At 65.6% G+C, this 18,922-nt stretch carries 16 protein-coding genes and 1 riboswitch; of the genes, 13 read left to right on the top strand and 3 right to left on the bottom strand.

The window, feature by feature from the left end; translation table 11 throughout:
- Positions 1-88 precede the first annotated feature (88 nt).
- Positions 89-204, top strand: a riboswitch (ZMP/ZTP riboswitch).
- Positions 205-302: 98 nt separating this feature from the next.
- The 9 genes from glyA to NX778_RS21595 all read left to right on the top strand — a co-directional run bounded on the left by glyA (position 303) and on the right by NX778_RS21595 (position 7,081).
- A complete protein-coding gene (gene glyA, locus NX778_RS21635) occupies positions 303-1,550 on the top strand; it encodes a serine hydroxymethyltransferase (protein ID WP_258813874.1) in 1,248 nt (415 codons plus the stop codon).
- Between the two features lie 46 nt (positions 1,551-1,596).
- Positions 1,597-2,055 carry a transcriptional regulator NrdR gene (gene nrdR, locus NX778_RS21630; protein ID WP_258813873.1) on the top strand — a complete coding sequence of 153 codons (459 nt, stop codon included), beginning with the start codon at positions 1,597-1,599 and terminating at the stop codon, positions 2,053-2,055.
- A gap of 189 nt (positions 2,056-2,244) precedes the next feature.
- Positions 2,245-2,772 (top strand): type IV pilus modification protein PilV, encoded by a 528-nt coding sequence (gene pilV, locus NX778_RS21625; RefSeq protein ID WP_258813872.1) that lies wholly within the window; start codon positions 2,245-2,247, stop codon positions 2,770-2,772.
- Positions 2,769-3,647, top strand: a complete 879-nt coding sequence (locus tag NX778_RS21620; protein WP_258813871.1) for a PilW family protein — start codon at positions 2,769-2,771, stop codon at positions 3,645-3,647. The genes pilV and NX778_RS21620 overlap by 4 nt, the downstream gene beginning before the upstream one ends.
- A complete protein-coding gene (locus tag NX778_RS21615) occupies positions 3,644-4,306 on the top strand; it encodes a pilus assembly protein (protein WP_258813870.1) in 663 nt (220 codons plus the stop codon). Before NX778_RS21620 ends, NX778_RS21615 begins: the two co-directional genes overlap by 4 nt.
- A gap of 16 nt (positions 4,307-4,322) precedes the next feature.
- Positions 4,323-4,757 carry a type IV pilin protein gene (locus tag NX778_RS21610; RefSeq protein WP_258813869.1) on the top strand — a complete coding sequence of 145 codons (435 nt, stop codon included), beginning with the start codon at positions 4,323-4,325 and terminating at the stop codon, positions 4,755-4,757.
- Positions 4,758-4,764: 7 nt separating this feature from the next.
- Positions 4,765-5,316, top strand: a complete 552-nt coding sequence (locus NX778_RS21605) for a GspH/FimT family pseudopilin (protein WP_258813868.1) — start codon at positions 4,765-4,767, stop codon at positions 5,314-5,316.
- Between the two features lie 53 nt (positions 5,317-5,369).
- The gene (ribD, locus tag NX778_RS21600; RefSeq protein ID WP_307728154.1) at positions 5,370-6,452 is read left to right on the top strand and encodes a bifunctional diaminohydroxyphosphoribosylaminopyrimidine deaminase/5-amino-6-(5-phosphoribosylamino)uracil reductase RibD; all 1,083 of its coding nucleotides are present in this window, start codon (positions 5,370-5,372) and stop codon (positions 6,450-6,452) included.
- A complete protein-coding gene (locus tag NX778_RS21595; RefSeq protein ID WP_258813866.1) occupies positions 6,452-7,081 on the top strand; it encodes a riboflavin synthase in 630 nt (209 codons plus the stop codon). The genes ribD and NX778_RS21595 overlap by 1 nt, the downstream gene beginning before the upstream one ends.
- Before the next feature lie 63 nt (positions 7,082-7,144).
- Here NX778_RS21595 and NX778_RS21590 read toward each other — a convergent pair whose 3' ends face one another.
- Positions 7,145-8,488, bottom strand: coding sequence for a serine hydrolase domain-containing protein (locus NX778_RS21590; RefSeq protein ID WP_258813865.1), 1,344 nt, complete (start codon positions 8,486-8,488; stop codon positions 7,145-7,147).
- 23 nt (positions 8,489-8,511) lie between these two features.
- Here NX778_RS21590 and NX778_RS21585 point away from each other — a divergent pair, with 23 nt between their 5' ends.
- The 3 genes from NX778_RS21585 (at position 8,512) to NX778_RS21575 (ending at position 11,595) form a co-directional block, all read left to right on the top strand.
- Complete coding sequence (locus NX778_RS21585) at positions 8,512-8,910, top strand: putative signal transducing protein (protein ID WP_258813864.1); 399 nt, start codon at positions 8,512-8,514, stop codon at positions 8,908-8,910.
- Positions 8,903-9,433: a GNAT family N-acetyltransferase gene (locus NX778_RS21580; RefSeq protein ID WP_258813863.1), complete on the top strand. Its 531-nt coding sequence runs from the start codon at positions 8,903-8,905 to the stop codon at positions 9,431-9,433. Before NX778_RS21585 ends, NX778_RS21580 begins: the two co-directional genes overlap by 8 nt.
- A gap of 206 nt (positions 9,434-9,639) precedes the next feature.
- Entirely contained in the window at positions 9,640-11,595 is a 1,956-nt protein-coding gene (locus NX778_RS21575) for a S9 family peptidase (protein WP_258813862.1), read from the top strand.
- 209 nt (positions 11,596-11,804) lie between these two features.
- On the opposite strand, the gene NX778_RS21570 is transcribed toward NX778_RS21575, so the two are convergent.
- Together NX778_RS21570 and NX778_RS21565 are read right to left on the bottom strand one after the other, a co-directional pair.
- Entirely contained in the window at positions 11,805-14,675 is a 2,871-nt protein-coding gene (locus NX778_RS21570; RefSeq protein ID WP_258813861.1) for a M16 family metallopeptidase, read from the bottom strand.
- 57 nt (positions 14,676-14,732) lie between these two features.
- Positions 14,733-17,441: a two-component system response regulator gene (locus NX778_RS21565; RefSeq protein ID WP_258813860.1), complete on the bottom strand. Its 2,709-nt coding sequence runs from the start codon at positions 17,439-17,441 to the stop codon at positions 14,733-14,735.
- A gap of 326 nt (positions 17,442-17,767) precedes the next feature.
- Between NX778_RS21565 and ribBA the strand changes: the two genes are divergently transcribed.
- Positions 17,768-18,883: a bifunctional 3,4-dihydroxy-2-butanone-4-phosphate synthase/GTP cyclohydrolase II gene (ribBA, locus tag NX778_RS21560; RefSeq protein WP_258813859.1), complete on the top strand. Its 1,116-nt coding sequence runs from the start codon at positions 17,768-17,770 to the stop codon at positions 18,881-18,883.
- Positions 18,884-18,922 lie beyond the last annotated feature (39 nt).

Below are 18,922 nucleotides of genomic sequence, written 5' to 3'. Positions count from 1 at the left end.
TGCAAGATTGTAGCGTAATTGCGACCTGGCGGCGCCCGTGGGCTTCGTTGCACGAATTGACCACTTCACATACAATCCTTGCTCCATTTATGTCTCACGTAACTGGCGAAAAGCCGTGCCCAATCTGGTTTCCAGCGGCGCGGCGGAAGGTGGATACCACCGGGGAACGTGAGATGTCGTCAGCCGTTCGCCTGGGCAGCCACACCGGTGCTTCTCGCATCGCGGGGCTGCCTTGCTTCATCCGGCTCCCGCACGAGGCTTGCAGCGCCGGTGCCTGGTTTCTAATCGATTGGAGTTTTTTCATGTTTGCAAAAGATCACACGCTCGCCAAGGTTGACCCGGAACTGTTCAGCGCCATCCAGAAGGAAAATCAGCGCCAGCAGGATCACATCGAGCTGATCGCCTCGGAAAACTACACCTCGCCGGCCGTGATGGAAGCGCAGGGCTCGCAGCTGACCAATAAATACGCGGAAGGCTACCCGGGCAAGCGCTACTATGGCGGCTGCGAATACGTCGACATCGCCGAGCAGCTGGCGATCGACCGTGTCAAGCAGCTGTTCGGCGCGGAAGCGGCCAACGTGCAGCCGAACTCGGGCTCGCAGGCCAACCAGGGCGTGTTCTTCGCCATGCTCAAGCCGGGCGACACCATCATGGGCATGTCGCTGGCGGAAGGCGGCCACCTGACCCACGGCATGGCGCTGAACATGTCGGGCAAGTGGTTCAACGTGATCTCCTACGGCCTGACCGACAAGGAAGACATCGACTACGAGCAGATGGAACGCCTGGCGCGCGAGCACAAGCCCAAGCTGATCATCGCCGGCGCGTCGGCCTTCTCGCTGCGCATCGACTTCGAGCGCTTCGCCCGCATCGCCAAGGAAATCGGCGCCTACTTCATGGTCGACATGGCGCACTACGCCGGCCTGATCGCCGCCGGCGAATACCCGAACCCGGTGCCGCACGCCGACTTCGTCACCTCGACCACCCACAAGTCCTTGCGCGGCCCGCGCGGCGGCATCATCCTGATGAAGGCCGAGCACGAAAAGGCCATCAACTCGGCGATCTTCCCGGGCATCCAGGGCGGTCCGCTGATGCACGTCATTGCCGGTAAAGCGGTCGCGTTCAAGGAAGCGCTGTCGCCGGAGTTCAAGGAATACCAGAAGCAGGTGGTGAAGAACGCCAAGGCGCTGGCCGACACCCTGATCGCGCGCGGCCTGCGCATCGTCTCGGGCGGCACCGAGTCGCACGTGATGCTGGTGGACCTGCGCGCCAAGAACCTGACCGGCAAGGAAGCCGAGGCGATCCTGGGCCAGGCGCACATGACCTGCAACAAGAACGGCATCCCGAACGATCCGCAGAAGCCGTTCGTCACCTCGGGCATCCGCCTGGGCAGCCCGGCGTTCACCACCCGCGGTTTCAAGGAAGCCGAGGCCATCAAGGTCGGCAACCTGATCGCGGACGTGCTGGACAACCCGCATGACGCCGCCACCATCGAGCGCGTCAAGGCGGAAGTGAAGAGGCTGACCGACGCGTTCCCGGTCTACGCTTCGTAACCCGTACGGGGCCGCCGCGCGCGGCCCCATTTGAGCGGCGCAGCTTATGAAATGTCCCTTCTGCCATCACGAAGACACGCAGGTCCTCGATACGCGCGTATCGGAGGAGGGTGACACCATTCGCCGGCGCCGCCGCTGCACCCAATGCGACAAGCGCTTCACCACCTACGAGAGGGTGGAGCTGTCGATGCCGATCATCGTCAAGAAGAACGGCAGCCGCACCGAGTTCGAATCGTCCAAGCTGCGCAGCAGCCTGATGCTGGCGCTGCGCAAGCGGCCGGTGTCGGCGGCGCAGATCGACACGGCCATCTCTTCGATCGAGGAGAAGCTGCTCAACAGCGGGCAGCGCGAGGTCGATTCGGGCTATGTCGGCGAGCTGGTGATGCAGGAACTCAAACGCCTCGACAAGATCGCCTACATCCGCTTCGCGTCGGTCTACAAGAACTTCGAAGACCTGGCCGAGTTCCAGGAAGCGATTGCGGAGATGGGGCAGGCGCGCAAGTAAGCGCCTCCGTACCCCGTTAGCTGTGATACCGTCGTCCCCGCGCAGGCGGGGATCCATAGACCGCTCGCACCTTCTACGCTGCGCCTCAACCCGCGCACGGTTGACCCACCTCAGTTCCCTATCTATCGCGCTTGATACCTTCTCACCTCACGCGGCGCCGTGCCGCGCGTTCCCTGAGGAGGTGATATCGTGCGCGCCCATTCGCCTGCCGGCTTCACGCTGATCGAGGTGCTGGTAGCACTCTTCGTGCTCACAGTCGGCCTTCTCGGCGCAGCCAGCATTCAGGCGAAGGCGCGTGCCCTGCACACCGACGCCACCCAGCGATCCAGCGCGCTGCTGATCGCCGCCTCGCTCGCCGAACGCATGCGCGCCAACCCGGCCGCCATGTCCTTGCCCGATACATCCAACCCGTATCTGCGGCTGGATATCGACGGCGGCGCAGCGCCCGGAGCAGCTGCCACGACGTGCTTTGGCGATGCCAACTGCAGTCCATCCGACCTCGCAAGCTTTGACGCCTTCGAAACCGCCCGTGCGCTGCACGATGCCTTCCCGCGGGCCAGGCTGCGCGTCTGCCGCGATGCCGCCGCCACACCGCTGGCGTGGAACTGCGACGCTTCCATCGGCGCACCAATCGTCATCAAGCTTGGCTGGCCCGACAGACACGCGAGCAATTTTCCGCCTGCGTTCGCACTGCCGGTTGGAGGAGGTGGCGCATGATCGCGCCGCGCATGAGCGGCATGACGCTCGTCGAGTTGATGATCGCGATGACGCTCGGCCTTCTCATCCTGGCCGGTGTCGCGCGTCTGTTCGCCACGGCGAATACTGGCTTTTTCGCGCAATCCGATACTGCGCAGGCGGATGAGGCGGGACGCTTCGCGCTTGATGTCATCGGCAGCGCGCTCCGCCAGTCTGCCTGGGTCGACTGGTCCGCCGGCAGCGCAAGGGATGAATCGCCGCCGCGCTTGGCCGGGCTGGATGCAAACTCGATCAGCAAGGCCGGTGAGGGTATCTCGAATCCGCTCGCATTCTCCGTGAACGGCAGCGATGTGCTGTCGGTGCGATTCGCAGGCGCGGGGAAACCGCCCAACGGCGATGGAAGCATGCTCAGTTGTGGCGGCTCCGGCGTAGCTGGGGCAGGCGAAGGGTGGAGCATCTTTTACGTCGCGCGCGGTTCGGACGGAACGGGCGAATTGCGCTGCAAGTACAAGGCAAGCGGAGGTTGGAGTACGGAGGCACTGATTGGCGGCGTTGACGCATTCCAGGTGCTGTACGGCGTCGATACCGACGAGCCGCGCGATGGCGTGCCCAATCGCTACGTCAACGCCACGGCGATCGGTGCCTTGGACGATGCGCTGGATCTCGAGGAGCGCAACCGGCGCAGCTACTGGAAGCGTGTGGTCAGCGTGCAGCTGGCTCTGCTGCTGCGGGGCGCGAAGACTGGCGCAGGTGGCGGCACGCTAACCTACGAATTATTTGGTCCTGGCTACGCGGCTGCGGGCGGGAGCGATCCCGGTGCCAGCCTGCAGTTGGAAGGGCATCGAGACCGGCGCCTGTTCGCGGCCACACTCGCCTTGCGCGGAGGCGCGCGATGATCCGCCAGCGCGGCGCCGTCCTCGCGACAACGCTCATCCTCAGCTTGCTCGTGCTGATGCTCGGCATCGCAGCGGCACGCGCCTCCAGCCACGCGCACAAGACCATGGGCTACGAACGTGATCGCAGCATCGCATTCGCGGCCGCCGAAGCTGCGCTGGCCGATGCCGAGCGCGACATCGCCGGCCCGAACGATGGCACGCCGGGACGCCAATCGCTGTTCGCCACCGCGCCGCTTGGATTTGACGAGCGTTGCGGATCGGGCGCCGATGACCTGGGGCTTTGCAAATCGAGACCTGAACCACAGTTGCCGAAGTGGCAAATCATCGACCTCGCCAGAGACGAGGCGCAGACCGTCAACTTTGGCAGGTACACCGGTGCACGCATGCCGGCGGGAGGCGGTCGGGCACCACGCTACCTGATCGAATTCGTGGAACCGGCGGGACCGGGCACGGCGAGCGGCGGCCTCTACCGAATCACGGCAATCGGTTTCGGCGAGCGTGACGGCATGCAGGTCGTTCTGCAGTCCTTTTATCACCGGCCTCCGGACAAGGCTGCGGGGCAGGGTAGCAGTCCTCCCGCAGGCGAGATTCCAGCTGGCCGAATCTCATGGCGCGAAGTCAGCAACTGGCGCGAGCTGCACCGCCTCGCCATCAATTAAACCTTCGGAGGCATGGATGAGGGGATTCTCCTTGATCGAGGTAATGATCGCACTGGCCATCCTGCTGGTGCTGGCGGTTCTGGCCTATCCCAGCTATGCCGATTCCGTTCGCAGGACCAAGCGCGCCGAAGGACAGATGGCGCTGGTCGAGGCAATGGACGGCCAAGTGCGCTATTACAGCGAACATCGCGCGTACAAAGCATTTTCCGCGTCCGATGCGGACCTTGCCGGTTTTCGCTGGTGGTCCGGCGGCACCGCCGCGCACAGCGCCTATGAACTGGACGCCTACCCTTGCGCCGGTCAATCCGCCGGGGAATGCATCGAGCTGCGCGCCCGCCCCGGCACCGACCGCGTCGACGGCAAATTCCGCGATCCCGAATGCGGTGTGCTCACGCTCGACAGTGTCGGCCGGCAGACAGCCAGCGGCGCCGCGCCGGGCTGCTGGCCATGAGGAGACGATGATGCGATATGCCGGCTTCTCGCTCGTCGAGCTGATGGTGGCCGTCGCCGTCACGCTCCTGCTGCTGGCGGCGGGCGTGCCGAGCTTTGCCGACCTGATCCGCGCGCAGCGCATCCGTACGGCAACGGCTGAGCTGTTCGACGCCATCGCGCTGACCCGTGCGCAGGCGATGGCGCGGGGCGAAATGGTTGAGATCATGCCTGCCAATGCGGAACGAAACGACTGGACGCAAGGCTGGATCGTCTTCATCGACCGCGACGGCGACCGTCAGCCCGGCGCGGGTGACGAGTTCATCTCCGTGCACGGCCCGCTCCACCGTGGCGTGGCCAGCAGCTTCGGCTTCACGAGTCCTGCACCCCCTTACTACATCGCCTACAATGGCGCCGGGCACAGCTGTAGCGACACCAACACCTCGGCAGCGCGGCTAGGCACGCTGTCGCTATTCGACGGCCGGTACGTTCGGCGTATTAAAATCAATATGCTGGGCCGGCCGCGCATCTGCGACCCGGCGAACGACAGCAGCTGCGACGGCCCCACCGTGCCGCCATAGCGAACCTATATCGACATAAGGAACCCGTGCAGATCCACGACGACACCGAAGGCATGGCACTGGCGCTCGAATGGGCGGCCAAGGGCATGTACATCACCAGCCCGAATCCGCGCATTGGATGCGTGATTGTGCGGGACGGTGAAGTCATCGGCGCGGGCCACACCCAGCCGCCGGGACAGGCGCACGCCGAGATCCAGGCCATGCGCGACGCCGAAGCGCGCGGCAACGACGTGCGCGGCGCGACCGCCTACGTGACGCTGGAGCCGTGCAGCCACCACGGCCGCACCCCGCCATGTTCCGATGCGCTGGTGCGGGCGGGCCTGGGTCGCGTGGTCGCGTCGATGGTCGACCCGAATCCGCTGGTTGCCGGGCGCGGTCTGGACAAGATCAGGGCGGCGGGCATCGAAGTCACCGCGGGCGTGTTGGCCGACGAAGCGTATGAGATGAATATCGGCTTCTTCCAGCGCATGCGTACCGGCAAGCCCTGGGTGCGCTTGAAGACCGCCGCCAGCCTGGACGGCACGACGGCACTGGCGAGCGGCGAAAGCCAGTGGATCACCGGTCCCGAAGCCCGCGCGGATGGTCATGCATGGCGCGCGCGTGCCGACGCCATCCTGACCGGCATCGGCACCGTGAGGGAAGACGATCCGCAGTTGACCGTGCGCGGCATCGACACGCCGCGCCAGCCGCGCCGTATCATTGTCGACAGCAAGCTGGATATCTCGCTGGACATGCGCATCCTGCAAGGCGAGCACTGCTGGATCGTGGCCGCGGTGCCCAACGAGGAAAAGGAAGCCGCGTTGCGCGCAGCCGGCCACAAAGTCATCCTGCTCCCGAATGCACACGGCAAGGTCGACCTGCCGGCGCTGATGCTGGAACTCGGCCGGCGCGAGATCAACGAACTGCACGTGGAGGCGGGCGCCAAGCTGAACGCATCGCTGATACGCGAAGGCTGCGTCGACGAATTACTGGTCTACCTCGCCCCCAGCCTCATCGGGCCGGGGCTGGGCATGTTCGCGCTGCCGCCGCTGGAACGGCTGGCCGACAAGCGCGAGCTGCGGTTTCACCACATTAGCCAGGTCGGTGCCGACGTGCGCATCCTGGCCCGTTTCAACAGAACGAAGGAAGAAAGCTGATGTTTACTGGAATTGTCGCTGCCGTTGGCACCATCAAGCAGGTCAAACCGCTCGAAGGCGGGCTGGACGCGGGCGTGCGCCTTGAAATCGATGCCGGCGGCCTGCCGCTGGGCGATGTCGCGCTGGGCGACTCGATTGCCATCAACGGCGCCTGCATGACCGTGGTTGAAAAGACCGGAAACGAGTTTGCCGTCGACGTCTCGCGCGAGAGCCTGAACCGCACGGCTGGGTTGGATACGCCGGGCGAAGTCAATCTCGAAAAGGCGCTGACGCTGGCCGAGCGCCTTGGCGGCCACCTGGTGTCCGGCCACGTGGATGGCCTGGGCCGGGTGCACCGCTTCGCACCGGTGGGCGAAAGCTTCGAGCTCGTGATCGATGCCCCGCATGATCTGGGCAAGTTCCTGGCTTACAAGGGCTCGGTCGTGGTTAACGGCGTGTCGCTGACTGTCAACCGGGTCGAGGACCTGGCGGACAAGGACGCCAAGGTCTGCCGCTTCTCGATCAACCTGATCCCGCACACGATCGCGGTCACTACCCTCAAGCACCTGCACGAAGGCTCCAAGGTGAACCTGGAAATCGACCTGATCGCGCGCTACGTCGAGCGCATGCTGTCGGCCAAGCAGGACTGATTACGGCGGCGGTGGCTTGCTCGACCGCACAATATGCTGGTGCCTGGCGACACCGCTGGCCTGCTACCACCGCCCGTAATACCCCACCACCCCCCGCCAGAATGCATCAGCCTCCTTCGCCAGCGTAGTCTGCCCCGCCTTCGCCGTCGCGTTCGCCGCCGTCTGCACCATCACCAGCTTGAGCTGCGGATCGATGAAGATCATCTGCCCATACACACCGAGCATCGCAAAGCGGCGCTTCTCTGTCGGGAAGGTCCAGAACAGGTAGGAATACCCGTAATACGACGTCGCCTTGAACGGCCGGAAGGCCTCCGGCGCACGGTGCCAGTCGGTCGCGTCGAGCAGGTAGTCGCGCGGAATGACCTGCCGGTGTTCGGGATCGTCTGGCCGTGCGCCATCGTTCGCCAGCACGACGCCCAGTCGCCCGTAGTCCCTGAGCGTCGCGTTGAAGTTCCCGGCGGCCCGCTCCAGCCCACGCTTGTCGGCCCGCCACAGCGCCGATGTTTCGGCACCGATCGCTTGCCACAAGCGCGGAGTCAGGTACTCGCTCAGGCTCATGCCGGTCGCCCCTTTCAGCACCGCGCCCAGCACTTCCGTTTCCGCACTCGCGTAGGAGAAGAGCGTCCCTTGCGGCGCATCGCGTTGCGTGATGATCTTCGCCGCTTCCTCGACGCCATCGCGCACGACCGCGTTCCCCCAACGTTGCAGGTCGTCCTTGCCGTCATACCGCTCTTCGAAATGCGCGCCGGAAGACATGCGCAACAGGTTGCGGACCGTCGTTTCGCCATACAGTGTGCCCGCCATGCGCGGAACATAACGATCGACGCGGTCGTCGAGCGAGGTAATCTTCCCTTCATCCAGGGCGAGGCCGACCGCCAGCGAGACGATCGACTTTGCCATCGACTGGGACAGGAAGCGCTGCGCCGGCGTGCGGTCGTACTGGTAGCGCTCGACCTGGATCACGCCATCCTTGATGATCAGCAGTCCCATGATGCGCTGCCGGGCCAGATAGTCGTCCACCTTCATGTGGCGGCCGTTGAAATCCCACCGAAATGGCGGCTCGCTCTCGCTGTGCGTCAAGGGCATCGGCCGGTCGCTTGCCGCCAGCACGTTGGCTTTGCCTTGGTAGACACCCGGAATTTCGCCCTGCGCGCTAAATGAGCCGACCCGCACGGACTCATCGTAGAACCAGTTCCGGACGGTGCCGACCGGGTAGCCCTTCGCCTTGCCGAGCAGCTCTTCGTCGGGAGCGGCGTTTGCCGCCAAAGGCAGCAAAGCCAGCAACAAGGAAGGCAGAAGTCGTGAATGGCGCATCGCTTTTCTCTTTCGTTTTTGTTGATGTGTATGCCCGGCTGCCGCAGCAGGATACAGCAGTTTCTGCGTCGTCAGCTGAGGTAAGATGAGCACGTAGCCATCGACACGGGGGCACCATGGACAAGATTTTGAGCGCACAAGGATGGAACGGGACACCGGACGCTGGCCGTTCGGCGCTAGGCACGCACGACGACGCCATGCTTCCCGGGCGCGACCTGGTCGAGGTCGCCCGCTACCTGGTGCCGATGGAAGCCCGTCTTGCGCAGGGCTGCCTTGTCGCCGCCGGCATCCCGGCGGTACTGGCGGACGAGCAGCTGCTGCAAGCGAACATGCTGCTGGCTCCGGCCGTTGGCGGCGTCCGCATCCTGGTGCCGCAGGAACATCTGCAGGAATCCGTGTCCGTGCTGGAGGCCCTGAAGCGCGGCGACTTCGCGCTGGACGAGGACACCGACGTCGGCAGCGAGGACCAAGAGCGCTTGTCTGGCACCAGTACAGGGAATTCGGCGCATGAATAGCGAGTTCATCACTTCTGTTCCATACCTTCACACGGAACGACTCCTGCTTCGTGAATATCGACGGGAGGACTTTGACCTATTCGCAGCACATATCGCCGACCCTGTCAGCTCGGCCCACTTGGTCCCGGCTGACCGCCAGGCTGCATGGCGAATTTTCTGTTCACAAGCAGGGCTATGGCTCATACATGGCGCCGGATGGTGGGCTGTCGAGGAAAAGGAGACTGGTCAACTCGTCGGAACTGTTGGCGCGTTCTTTCGCGAGGAATCCACTGTGATGGAGCTTGGTTGGAATACCTACCGTGCCTTTTGGGGCCAGGGATTCGCGAACGAAGCGGCGGCGGCAGCCGTGAACCATGCGCTCGAGATCCGGCGCGAACCAAAAATTCGGGCTCTCATCGCTTCAGCCAATGAATCATCGCTGCGCGTTGCCAAGCGCCTTGGCCTGACTTATGAAGCGGAAACTGAGATATACGGCAAAGCGGTCGGCGTTTATACGCGTGAGCGGGTCGGCTCAGTTGTTTAGGCCGCCAGGACTGCCGTGTCCTGTCGTTTCCGGCACCGCCGGAAGCGGCTCTCCGCGCACGTGGGAACGCCATGCTTCCGTTCCCGCGCAATCAATCACCCCTTGTCAATACCCCACGCATTTCCTTTTCGCGTAGACTTCCCAGTGGCATTTTTTTAGCGGGCGGCAACAGCCCGTCGTTACAGCCCTGGAGAATAGGACCCGAGATGAGAGAAACGAGTGGGAAGTTGAAATTGGTGGTGCTGGCGGCCTTGATCGCCGGCGCCGGTTCGGCGTACGCGGCGGCTGCGCCAATGCACAGCTACGGTTCGCTGGCGATGAGCGCCGACGGCTTGCGCCTGGCGGTGGTGGAGTCGGGCGCCGAGCAGGCCGACGGCCGCAGCCCGTCCGCCATCGTCATCCGTGACGCTGCCAACGGCAATATCGTGACGCGCTACGAGAACAGCGCCTGCCCGACCTGCCGTATCGACTTCCCTTCGTGGTCGCCGGACCAGCAATCGCTGGCCTTTATCGGCACCGATCCGAAAGCAGGCACCGCGACCGTGTTCATTGCGCGCGACGGAAAAGTGAGCGCGCTCACCACCGTGAAAGGCGTGGCCAGCACCGCACGCTGGTCGCCGGACGGCAAGCAGATCGCCATGCTGGCGATCGTCGGCGCCAAGAAGCTGGCCGGCGCGGTCGAAGCGGGCGTGCGCCAGGTCGGCGAGATCGGCCTGGCCCAGGACCAGGACGAGCAGCGCATCGCTGTGGTGCCTACCACCGGCGGCGACGTGAAGCTGGTGTCGCCATCCGACACCTACGTCTACGAATACGACTGGACTCCGGACAGCAAGGGCTTCGTGGTCACCAGCGCCAAGGGCAACGGCGACAACAACTGGTGGGTGGCGACGCTCGGCCATGTGGACGAGGCCAGCGGCCAGCTGCGCATCATCGCCGCGCCGAAGATGCAGATGAACGCGCCGCACGTGTCGCCGGACGGTAGTACGGTCGCCTTCATCGGCGGCTTGATGAGCGACTTCGGCTCGGTCGGCGGCGACATCTACACGGTGCCGCTGGCAGGCGGCCAGCCGGTCGACGTCACGCCGAACTATGCGGGCTCGTTCAACGGCCTTAGCTGGCGCGGCAAGCACGTGATCGCGTCGGTGCTGGCCGGTAGCGACTCGGCCCTGGTCGCGATCGACCCGGCCAAGCGCAGCAGCCGCACGCTGTGGAGCGGCCCGGTGACCTCGATGGGTTCGCGCGATGGCCGCTTCGTCATCAACGGCGACGCCACGGTGGCCGCCGCGGTGCAGGAAGATTACGAGCACGCGCCGCACCTCGTCGCAGGCCGCCTGCCGCAGCTGGCCGCGATCACCCACGACAACGACAACTTTGCGCCGCAGGTGAAAGCGCAGAGCGTCAGCTGGAAGAATGAGGGCTTCAACGTGCAGGGCTGGCTGGTCGGTCCGCGCAACACCGACGGCAAGAAGCATCCGATGATCGTCATCGTGCATGGCGGTCCGGCGGCAGCCTACACGCCGCGCTTCGTGGCCGAGGGCGGCCGCAACAACATGACGCGCGACCTGGTGGAGCGCGGCTACTACATCTTCATGCCGAACCCGCGCGGCAGCTACGGCCAGGGCACCAAATTCAGCGGCGCCAACAAGCGTGACTTCGGCGGCGGCGACTGGCGCGACATCAACGCCGGCATCGATGCGGCGATCAAGGTCGCGCCGATCGACGGCGAGCGCCTGGGCCTGATGGGCCACTCCTACGGCGGCTTCATGACAATGTGGGGCGTGACGCACAGCCACCGCTTCAAGGCAGCTGTGGCTGGCGCCGGAATCGCCAACTGGATCAGCTACTACGGCCAGAACGGCATCGACACCTGGATGATTCCGTTCTTCGGCGCGTCGGCGTACGACGATCCGGAGGTGTACCGCAAGGCTTCGCCAATCGAGACGATCAAGACCGCGAAGACGCCGACCCTGATCTATGTCGGCGAGCGCGACCTGGAGTGTCCGGCGGCGCAGTCGATCGAGTTCTGGCACGGCCTGCGCGCGATGAACGTGCCGACCACGCTGGTGATCTACGAAGACGAAGGCCACGCGATCCGCAAGCCTGAGCACCAGAAAGACATGCGCGAGCGCGAGCTGGCGTGGTTTGACAAGTACCTGAAGTAAGACGGGTGGCCGCGTGAGCGGCTGCGAAGTGAAACGGCCGCACATGCGGCCGTTAGTTTTTTGCGCCGTCGTTGAAAGCTAACGCACATTTTTGAGAGAACGTCGTTCCCGCGGAAGCGGGAACGACGTTCTCTCTTAGTATTGTTTTCCGAAACCGTCGTTCCCGGCACTGCCGGGACGACGGTTGTGCTTATCAAGGGGAGAGGAGCTCAGTCAGCCTTGGAGACGCTCGCCGAGCCGCTAGCCGCGATCACCCCTGCATCCTTCTTCTCCGGATACAGCACCACCTGCACATAATTCTCGGTGTTGAAATAGCGCTGCGCCGCCGCCTTCACATCCTCAGGCGTGATCCCAGCGATGTACTTTTCGAAGTCCACCAGCACATGCGGATCGGTCCCCTCGGTCAGCGCCGATTGCAGCCCGCCGAGCCAGAAGCTGTTCTCGCGCAGGGACTTGCGATAGGTCTGCGTCCAGTTCAGCTTCACCTTGTCCAGGTCCGCCGGATCCGGCCCGTCGCGCTTGATCTTGTCGATCTCGACGAAGGTCGCGGCCAGCACCTTGTCCACGTTCTGCGGCCCGGTCGGCAGCGTCGCCGCGATCGAGTAGTGGCCGTAGGGGATCGGCGTCATCGAGCCCTGCATGCCGCCGCCGTAGATCAATCCCATCTGTTGGCGCAGCACGTCGAACACGCGCAGGTTCATTACTTCCATCAGCGCCGACAGGCGCATCTCGTCAAGCACCGAGAACTGCGCCGGCCCCGTGAAGTACAGCGATACCGTGCTCTTGTCCTCCGCGCCGCTGTGCACCTCGCGCTTGACCACGCCCCTCACCGGACGCAGGCCGGTGTCGCGATAGGCCAGCGGCAGGTCCGGCGTCGGCAGGCTGCCGAGGTAGGTCGCCACCAGCGGCTTGATGGTCTTCAGGTCGAAGCTGCCGACGATGAAGAAGGTCATGCCCTTGGCGCTCGAGAAGCGCTCGCGGTAGATGTCGATGCTGCGGTCGAGACTGAGCTGCGCGACTTCGTCCGGCTTGAGCGCGCGCGGCGCACGCGGGTGGTTGCCGTACAGGGTGGACTGCACGGTGTCGCCGAACAGCGCCGCCGGCTGGCCCTCGCGGTTGCGCGCGAACTCCATCTGCTTGCCGATGAAGGACTTGTACAGCGTCTCGTCGCGCCGCACGCCGTTAAAGCGCAGCCATGCCATCTGCAGCATGGTCTCCACGTCCGATGCGCCAGCCGCGCCGCCGACGTTGTCGGTGTAGGCGCCAAGGCTGGTGTGCAGCGATGCGGCCTTGCCGGCCAGGACCTTGTTCACGTCCAGCGGCGCCATGTCCTTGATGCCCATGTTCTCGACGATCGCATTGGCGTAGCGCGCGTTGGAGATGTCCTTGTCGTCGAACAGGCCCTGGCCGCCGTAACGGGTCGCGCTCATCAGCACCTGGTCGTTGTTGAAGTCGGTCGGCTTGAGCACCACCTTCACGCCGTTCGACAGCGTCAGCTGGGTGGTGCCGAGCGCCTGGTCCACGCTCTCGGCGACGATGTTGCCGGCCTGCGGCGGCGCGTCCATCAGGTGCGCCGCGACGGCTTTCTCGTTGCGCGCGGCGACGTGGGCCTTCTCGGCGGCGGCCACCGCTGCCAGCAGCTGTGCGCCCTGCGGTGCCGGTTCCGCTGCGCGGTCGACGCCGGTGTAGATCACCAGCTTGGCCGCATCGGCCGGAATCGCGTGGCGCGCGTAGGCGTTCACTTCGTCCAGCGTGATCGACGGGACCAGCTCGTGCATCATGCGATATTCCGCTTCCAGCCCCGGCAGCGATTCGCCGGTGAGGAAGTTGCGCATGTACTCGGCCACATAGGTGTCGGAATCGGTCTTGTCGCGTTCGTTGTAGGCGCGGTCGAAGCTGCGCAGCAGGTTTTTCTTCACGATTTCCAGCTCCGGCGCGGCGAAGCCGAACTTGCGGGCGCGTTCGTTTTCCTGCACCAGCGCGGCAATCGCCGGCACCGCGCCGCGCGGGCCGAGCGCCGCCCGCACCGTGTACGACTCGTAGCGCGGCGTGAGCTTGCCGACACCGCTGGCGCCGGCCAGGAAGGGCGGGTCGGACTGCTGCGCGAGCTCGCGCAGGCGCTCGCCGAGCATGCCTTCGAACAGGCCGCGCACCACCTTCTCGCGGTAGCTGCGCCACGTCTCGGTGATGGTCACTTGCCGCACCGGATAGCGGATCAGCAGGCTGTTGCCACCGGCTTCCTTGTCGGTGACGACCAACGCTTCGGTGGCCTGGCGCTGCGGGATCTGCGCGTACTGGCGCGGACGCTCGTGCGGCGGATTGGCGATATGGCTGAAGTGCTGCTTGATCAGGCGCTCCGCCTCCGCCGGTTCGATGTCGCCGACGGCCACCACCGCCATCAGGTCGGGCCGGTACCAGTCGCGGTAGAAGCGCTGGATGGCTTCCGGCTTGAAGCTGCGCAGGATCTCTTCCTTCCCGATCGGCAGCCGCTCTGCATAGCGCGAGCCGTTGAAGATCTTCGGCATGGTCACCTTGCTGATGCGGTCGCCCGCGCCTTTGTTCAGGCGCAGCTCCTCCAGCACCACATTGCGTTCCTTGTCGATGTCGGCCGGGTTGAGCGTCAGCCCGTGCGCCCAGTCCTCCAGCACCTGGAAGCCGGTGGCCACGTTCTCCGTGCGGTCGGTGGGGATGGGCAGCATGTACACCGTCTCGTCGAACGAGGTGTAGGCATTCAGGTCGGCGCCGTTCTTGACGCCGATCGATTCGAGGTAGGAGAACAGCTCGTTGCGCTTGAAGTGGGTCGAGCCGTTGAAGGCCATGTGCTCGGTGAAGTGGGCCAGGCCCTGCTGGTCCTCGTCTTCCAGCGCGGAGCCGGCCTTGACGATCAGGCGCAGTTCGAGTTTGTGCTCCGGCCGCGCGTTGTGCATGATGTAGTACGTGAGCCCGTTGGCCAGCTTGCCGACCTTGACTTGCGGGCCAACGGGAATCGGATCGTCCGGCCGTTGTGCGGCCGAGGAAGCGAGCGCCTGTGCGCAAAGAATCGCCGCCAGGACGGTCCGTGATACGAAGTGGTTATTCATCAGCGCGTTTTCAGAAAGCGGTTGTGGAAGCCGATTCTACTCTGCGCTCAGCCGTTTTCACGCACTGTTGTGTAACAGGTGTCGCTTTGCCAGCAGCCGGGCCATTTCCTCGGCCGGCACCGGGCGGCTGTACAGGTAGCCCTGCAGCGCGGTGCAGCCCATCGACTGCAGGAATTCGTGCTGTTCGGCCGTCTCCACGCCCTCGGCCACCACCGACAGCGACAGGCCGTGGGCCAACGCCACGGTGGCCTGCGCGATCGCGGCGCTGCGCTGGCTGACGGTGATGTCGCGCACGAAGCTCTGGTCGATCTTCAGTTTGTCGAGCGAGAAGCGCGACAGGTAGCCGAGCGAGGAATAGCCGGTGCCGAAGTCGTCGAGGGAGACGGTGACGCCGATGGCGCGCAATTCGCTTAGCTGCTCCTGGGCCGCGAAGCTGTCGGCCATGACGACGCTTTCGGTCAGTTCGAGTTCGAGGCAGCTGGCGTCCAGCCTGAACTCGTCCAGCGCGGCGCGCACCACCGCGCCCAGGTTCCCGGTGCGGAACTGGTGGGCCGACACGTTGACCGCCACCCGCGCCTTGGGCAGGCCGGCATCCTGCCAGATGCGGGTCTGGCGGCAGGCTTCGCGGATCACCCAGCTCCCCAGCGGCACGATCAGGCCGGTGTCCTCGGCCATCGGGATGAAGTCGCAGGGCGGCACGGAGCCCAGCCGCGGGCTGTTCCAGCGCAGCAGGGCTTCCATGCCGATGATGGCGCCGTCGTGGCACGACACCTGCGGCTGGTAGTGCAAGGCCAGTTCGCCCTGGTCGAGCGCGCGCCGCAGCGCCGTTTCCATCGACAGGATGCGCAGCGCCTGCGCGTTCATCTCGCCCTTGAAGAAGCGGAAGCCGTCGCGGCCCGATTCCTTCATGTGCGACAGCGCGGCGTCGGCGGCCTTGAGCAATTCGCCGCTGCTGGCGCCATCGCGCGGGTACAGGGCGATGCCGACACTGGCGGTGAGCACCACGTCGTGGCCTGCGATGCGCATCGGCTGCGACACCGCGTCGATCAGGTGGCGCGCGCAGCGGATCACTTCCTCGGTGTCTTCGCAGCTGGCGCGCAGCAGCAGGAATTCGTCGCTGCCCAGGCGCGCCACGGTGTCGCCGCGCCCGGCCAGCGTCGCGGTGCGGCGCGCGATCTCGCGCAGCACCTCGTCGCCGGCGATGTGGCCCAGGCTGTCGTTGATGCGCTGCAGGCGGTCGACGTTGAGCATCAGGAGCGCCAGCTGGTCGCCGCGCTGGGCGGCCGTGGCCAGCGCCGCCTCGACCCGTTCGAACAGCTGTGCGCGATTGGCCAGGCCGGTGAGCGGATCGTGCTGTGACAGGTAGTCGAGCTGGTGGTGCGCTGCCTTCAGTGCCGACAGGTCGGTCGACACCGAGACGTAAGCCGTGACCTCGCCGTCGGCGCCATGTACCGCGCTGATGCTGATGCGTTCTGGGTAGACGTCGCCGTTCTTGCGGCGGTTCCAGATTTCGCCGCGCCACTGGCCGGTCGCGCGCAGGTCGCTCCACATGCGCTCGAAGTAGCCGGTGTCGTGGCGGCCGGAGCGCAGCAGGCGCGGGTTCTGGCCCATCACTTCGGCCTCGCTGTAGCCGGTGATGCGCTCGAAGGAGGGATTGGCGGCGATGATGTTGACGTCGGCGTCGGTCATCATCACGCTTTCGGCGGTGCTGTCGAACACCTGGCGCGCCAGCACCAGCCGGTGCTCGCGTTCGCGCAGGGCGGCGTCGGCGCGTGCGCGCGCGCTGGCCTCAAGCTGCAGCTGCACCGCGTGGCGCTGCACCAGCTGGTTCAGGTTCAGGTTCTCGTAGGCGACCGCGAGGTGGGCCGTGATCATCACCGCGACCCGTTCCTCGTCCCGCGAAAACGGCGCCGCGCCGGGCTGGCGCGAGGCGTACATCCAGCCGAGCCGGTGGTGCATGTCACATACCGGCAGGCCGAGGAAGGCGCCGGAGCGCGGGTGGCTGGCGGGCAGGGCGCGGTCTGCCGCGCCATCGTCGAGGCGGGTAGCGCTGGTGGCGTGCGACAGCGCGCCGGGCAGGTGCTCGCGGTCGAGCGCGGCGCCGCGCACGAGGTCCGCATCCATGCCGCGCGTACCGAGGTGGCGCACGTCCGACTGGTCGGGCGACAGTAGGCACACCGCCAGCTGGTCGGCCGCCAGCAGGCCGGCGGCGGCATCGCAGAAGATGTCGACCAGCGCCTCAGGGTGGCGCGCGGCGGCCAGCTTCAGGCACAACGCCTCCAGTGCGCGCAACTGGCGTTCGAAGGCGGTGGCCGGGCCGTCGCCGGCGGGCGGCATCAGGGGCGCCAGGGTCGGCGGGAACGGCGGCGCGTCCAGGCTGGGCGTGGCGGCGGCGTCGACGAGGCCCAGTTCGGCGTTGACGGCGTCGAACACCGCCTTGGGGCCGGCCGGCTTGGGCAGTACCGTGCAGACCCCGCAGCTGCGCGCGATCGCGCTGGACTCTTCGTGGCTGTAGACCGCCGAGTAGAAGATCACCGGGATCGCCGCCAGCTCGGGGTCGGCGCGCAGCTGGCGCACGAATTCGCAGCCATCCATTTTTGGCAGCAGGATGTCGGTGATGACCAGGCAGGGCCGCGCCTGCCGCGCCAGCGCCAGCGCTTCGGCGCCGTCGCTGGCTTGCAGGGTGTCGTGGCTGGCGAAGGCGAGCAGGGCCAGCAGGTATTCGCGGTTGCTGGGTCGATCATCGACCACCAGGATGGTGGCCATCAGCGGCTCCCGGTGGGGGAGGCTGCCGACCCGTGATTGGCGAAACGGCGCATCGTCCATCTCCTTGTCGGCCGCTGGCAGCGTGCGGCTTGGGTGTTTGATATTACTGCGCGGCCCGCGTTGGCAGGCGGGCATTGTTGAATATTACGCGCAATGAATTAACAATTGACGCACGGATGCGGTGCTGCTGTTGTGCATTGACAACGCGACAAGCCGCCCGGCGCGGCAGGGGCCGGCGCTGGTGGCCATGGCCGGGTTGAGTCCGGCCGGGATGCGGCAAATCCATTAAAATAGCGGATTACGCCACACTCGTATCAGGAAGCCCGATGTCTATCTCGAACACCCAGGAAATCGTTGCCGAGCTGCGCGCCGGCCGCATGGTCATTCTCGTTGACGAGGAGGACCGCGAGAATGAGGGTGACCTGGTCCTGGCCGCCGATTTCGTCACGCCGGAAGCCATCAATTTCATGATCCGCCACGCGCGCGGCCTGGTCTGCCTGACCCTGTCGGAAGAGCGCTGCGAACAGCTGGCGCTGCCGATGATGACCACGCGCAACGGCACCTCCTTCGGCACCAACTTCACCGTCTCGATCGAGGCCGCCGAGGGCGTCACCACCGGTATTTCGGCCGCCGACCGCGCCCGCACCGTGCAGGCCGCGGTGGCGCGCAACGCCAAGCCGGACGACCTGGTCCAGCCGGGCCACATCTTCCCGCTCAAGGCCCAGAAGGGCGGCGTGCTGATGCGCGCCGGCCATACCGAAGCCGGTTGCGACCTGGCCTCGATGGCCGGGCTGACGCCGGCCGCCGTGATCTGCGAGATCATCAAGGAAGACGGCACCATGGCGCGCCTGCCGGACCTGATCGAATTCGCCAAGGAACACAACCTGAAGATCGGCACCATCGCCGACCTGATCCACTATCGCAGCCAGCACGAATGCCTGGTCGAGCGCGTGGCCGAGCGCACCCTGTCGACCGCGTACGGCGACTTCCGCATGGTGGCCTTCCGCGACACGCCGAGCGCTTCGGCCCACCTGGCGCTGGTGCATGGCGACGTGTCCTCCGGCCAGGAATCGCTGGTGCGCGTGCACCAGCCGGTGTCGATCCTGGACGTGCTGGAAAACCAGGCCACCACCCACTCGTGGAACCTGGCGGCGGCGCTGCAGGCGGTCAAGTCCGCCGACAACGGCGTGGTGGTGCTGCTCAACTGCGGCGAGTCGGCCGAAGAGCTGTTCAGCCAGTTCGCTTCGCTCGACAGCAAGGGCGCGCGCCCGCTGGGCCGCGCCGCCAGCATGGACCTGCGCACCTACGGCATCGGCGCCCAGATCCTGCGCTTCCTCGGCGTGCGCAAGATGAAGCTGCTGGCCAATCCGCGCAAGATGCCGTCGATGACCGGCTTCGACCTGGAAGTGACGGGCTATGTCCCGCTGCCGAACGCGGCCTGAACGCAATCAATACTACGATACACATTCAATAGAAAAGAA

Source organism: Massilia terrae (assembly GCF_024753145.1).
In the GTDB taxonomy this organism is placed as follows: Bacteria; Pseudomonadota; Gammaproteobacteria; order Burkholderiales; family Burkholderiaceae_D; genus Telluria; species Telluria terrae.
Note: the sequence above shows the minus strand (reverse complement) of the source record. Positions and strands in the feature narration are given on the sequence as shown.

What these genes read in the sequence shown, in the direction of transcription:
- NX778_RS21575 (WP_258813862.1), top strand. Translation starts at nt 9,640, where the DNA reads ATGAGAGAAACGAGTGGGAAGTTGAAATTGGTGGTGCTGGCGGCCTTG.
- NX778_RS21605 (WP_258813868.1), top strand. Translation starts at nt 4,765, where the DNA reads ATGATGCGATATGCCGGCTTCTCGCTCGTCGAGCTGATGGTGGCCGTC.
- NX778_RS21580 (WP_258813863.1), top strand. Translation starts at nt 8,903, where the DNA reads ATGAATAGCGAGTTCATCACTTCTGTTCCATACCTTCACACGGAACGA.
- NX778_RS21620 (WP_258813871.1), top strand. Translation starts at nt 2,769, where the DNA reads ATGATCGCGCCGCGCATGAGCGGCATGACGCTCGTCGAGTTGATGATC.
- NX778_RS21610 (WP_258813869.1), top strand. Translation starts at nt 4,323, where the DNA reads ATGAGGGGATTCTCCTTGATCGAGGTAATGATCGCACTGGCCATCCTG.
- NX778_RS21585 (WP_258813864.1), top strand. Translation starts at nt 8,512, where the DNA reads ATGGACAAGATTTTGAGCGCACAAGGATGGAACGGGACACCGGACGCT.
- NX778_RS21570 (WP_258813861.1), bottom strand. Translation starts at nt 14,675, where the DNA reads ATGAATAACCACTTCGTATCACGGACCGTCCTGGCGGCGATTCTTTGC.
- nrdR (WP_258813873.1), top strand. Translation starts at nt 1,597, where the DNA reads ATGAAATGTCCCTTCTGCCATCACGAAGACACGCAGGTCCTCGATACG.
- NX778_RS21565 (WP_258813860.1), bottom strand. Translation starts at nt 17,441, where the DNA reads ATGGCCACCATCCTGGTGGTCGATGATCGACCCAGCAACCGCGAATAC.
- NX778_RS21595 (WP_258813866.1), top strand. Translation starts at nt 6,452, where the DNA reads ATGTTTACTGGAATTGTCGCTGCCGTTGGCACCATCAAGCAGGTCAAA.
- glyA (WP_258813874.1), top strand. Translation starts at nt 303, where the DNA reads ATGTTTGCAAAAGATCACACGCTCGCCAAGGTTGACCCGGAACTGTTC.
- NX778_RS21615 (WP_258813870.1), top strand. Translation starts at nt 3,644, where the DNA reads ATGATCCGCCAGCGCGGCGCCGTCCTCGCGACAACGCTCATCCTCAGC.
- ribBA (WP_258813859.1), top strand. Translation starts at nt 17,768, where the DNA reads ATGTCTATCTCGAACACCCAGGAAATCGTTGCCGAGCTGCGCGCCGGC.
- ribD (WP_307728154.1), top strand. Translation starts at nt 5,370, where the DNA reads ATGGCACTGGCGCTCGAATGGGCGGCCAAGGGCATGTACATCACCAGC.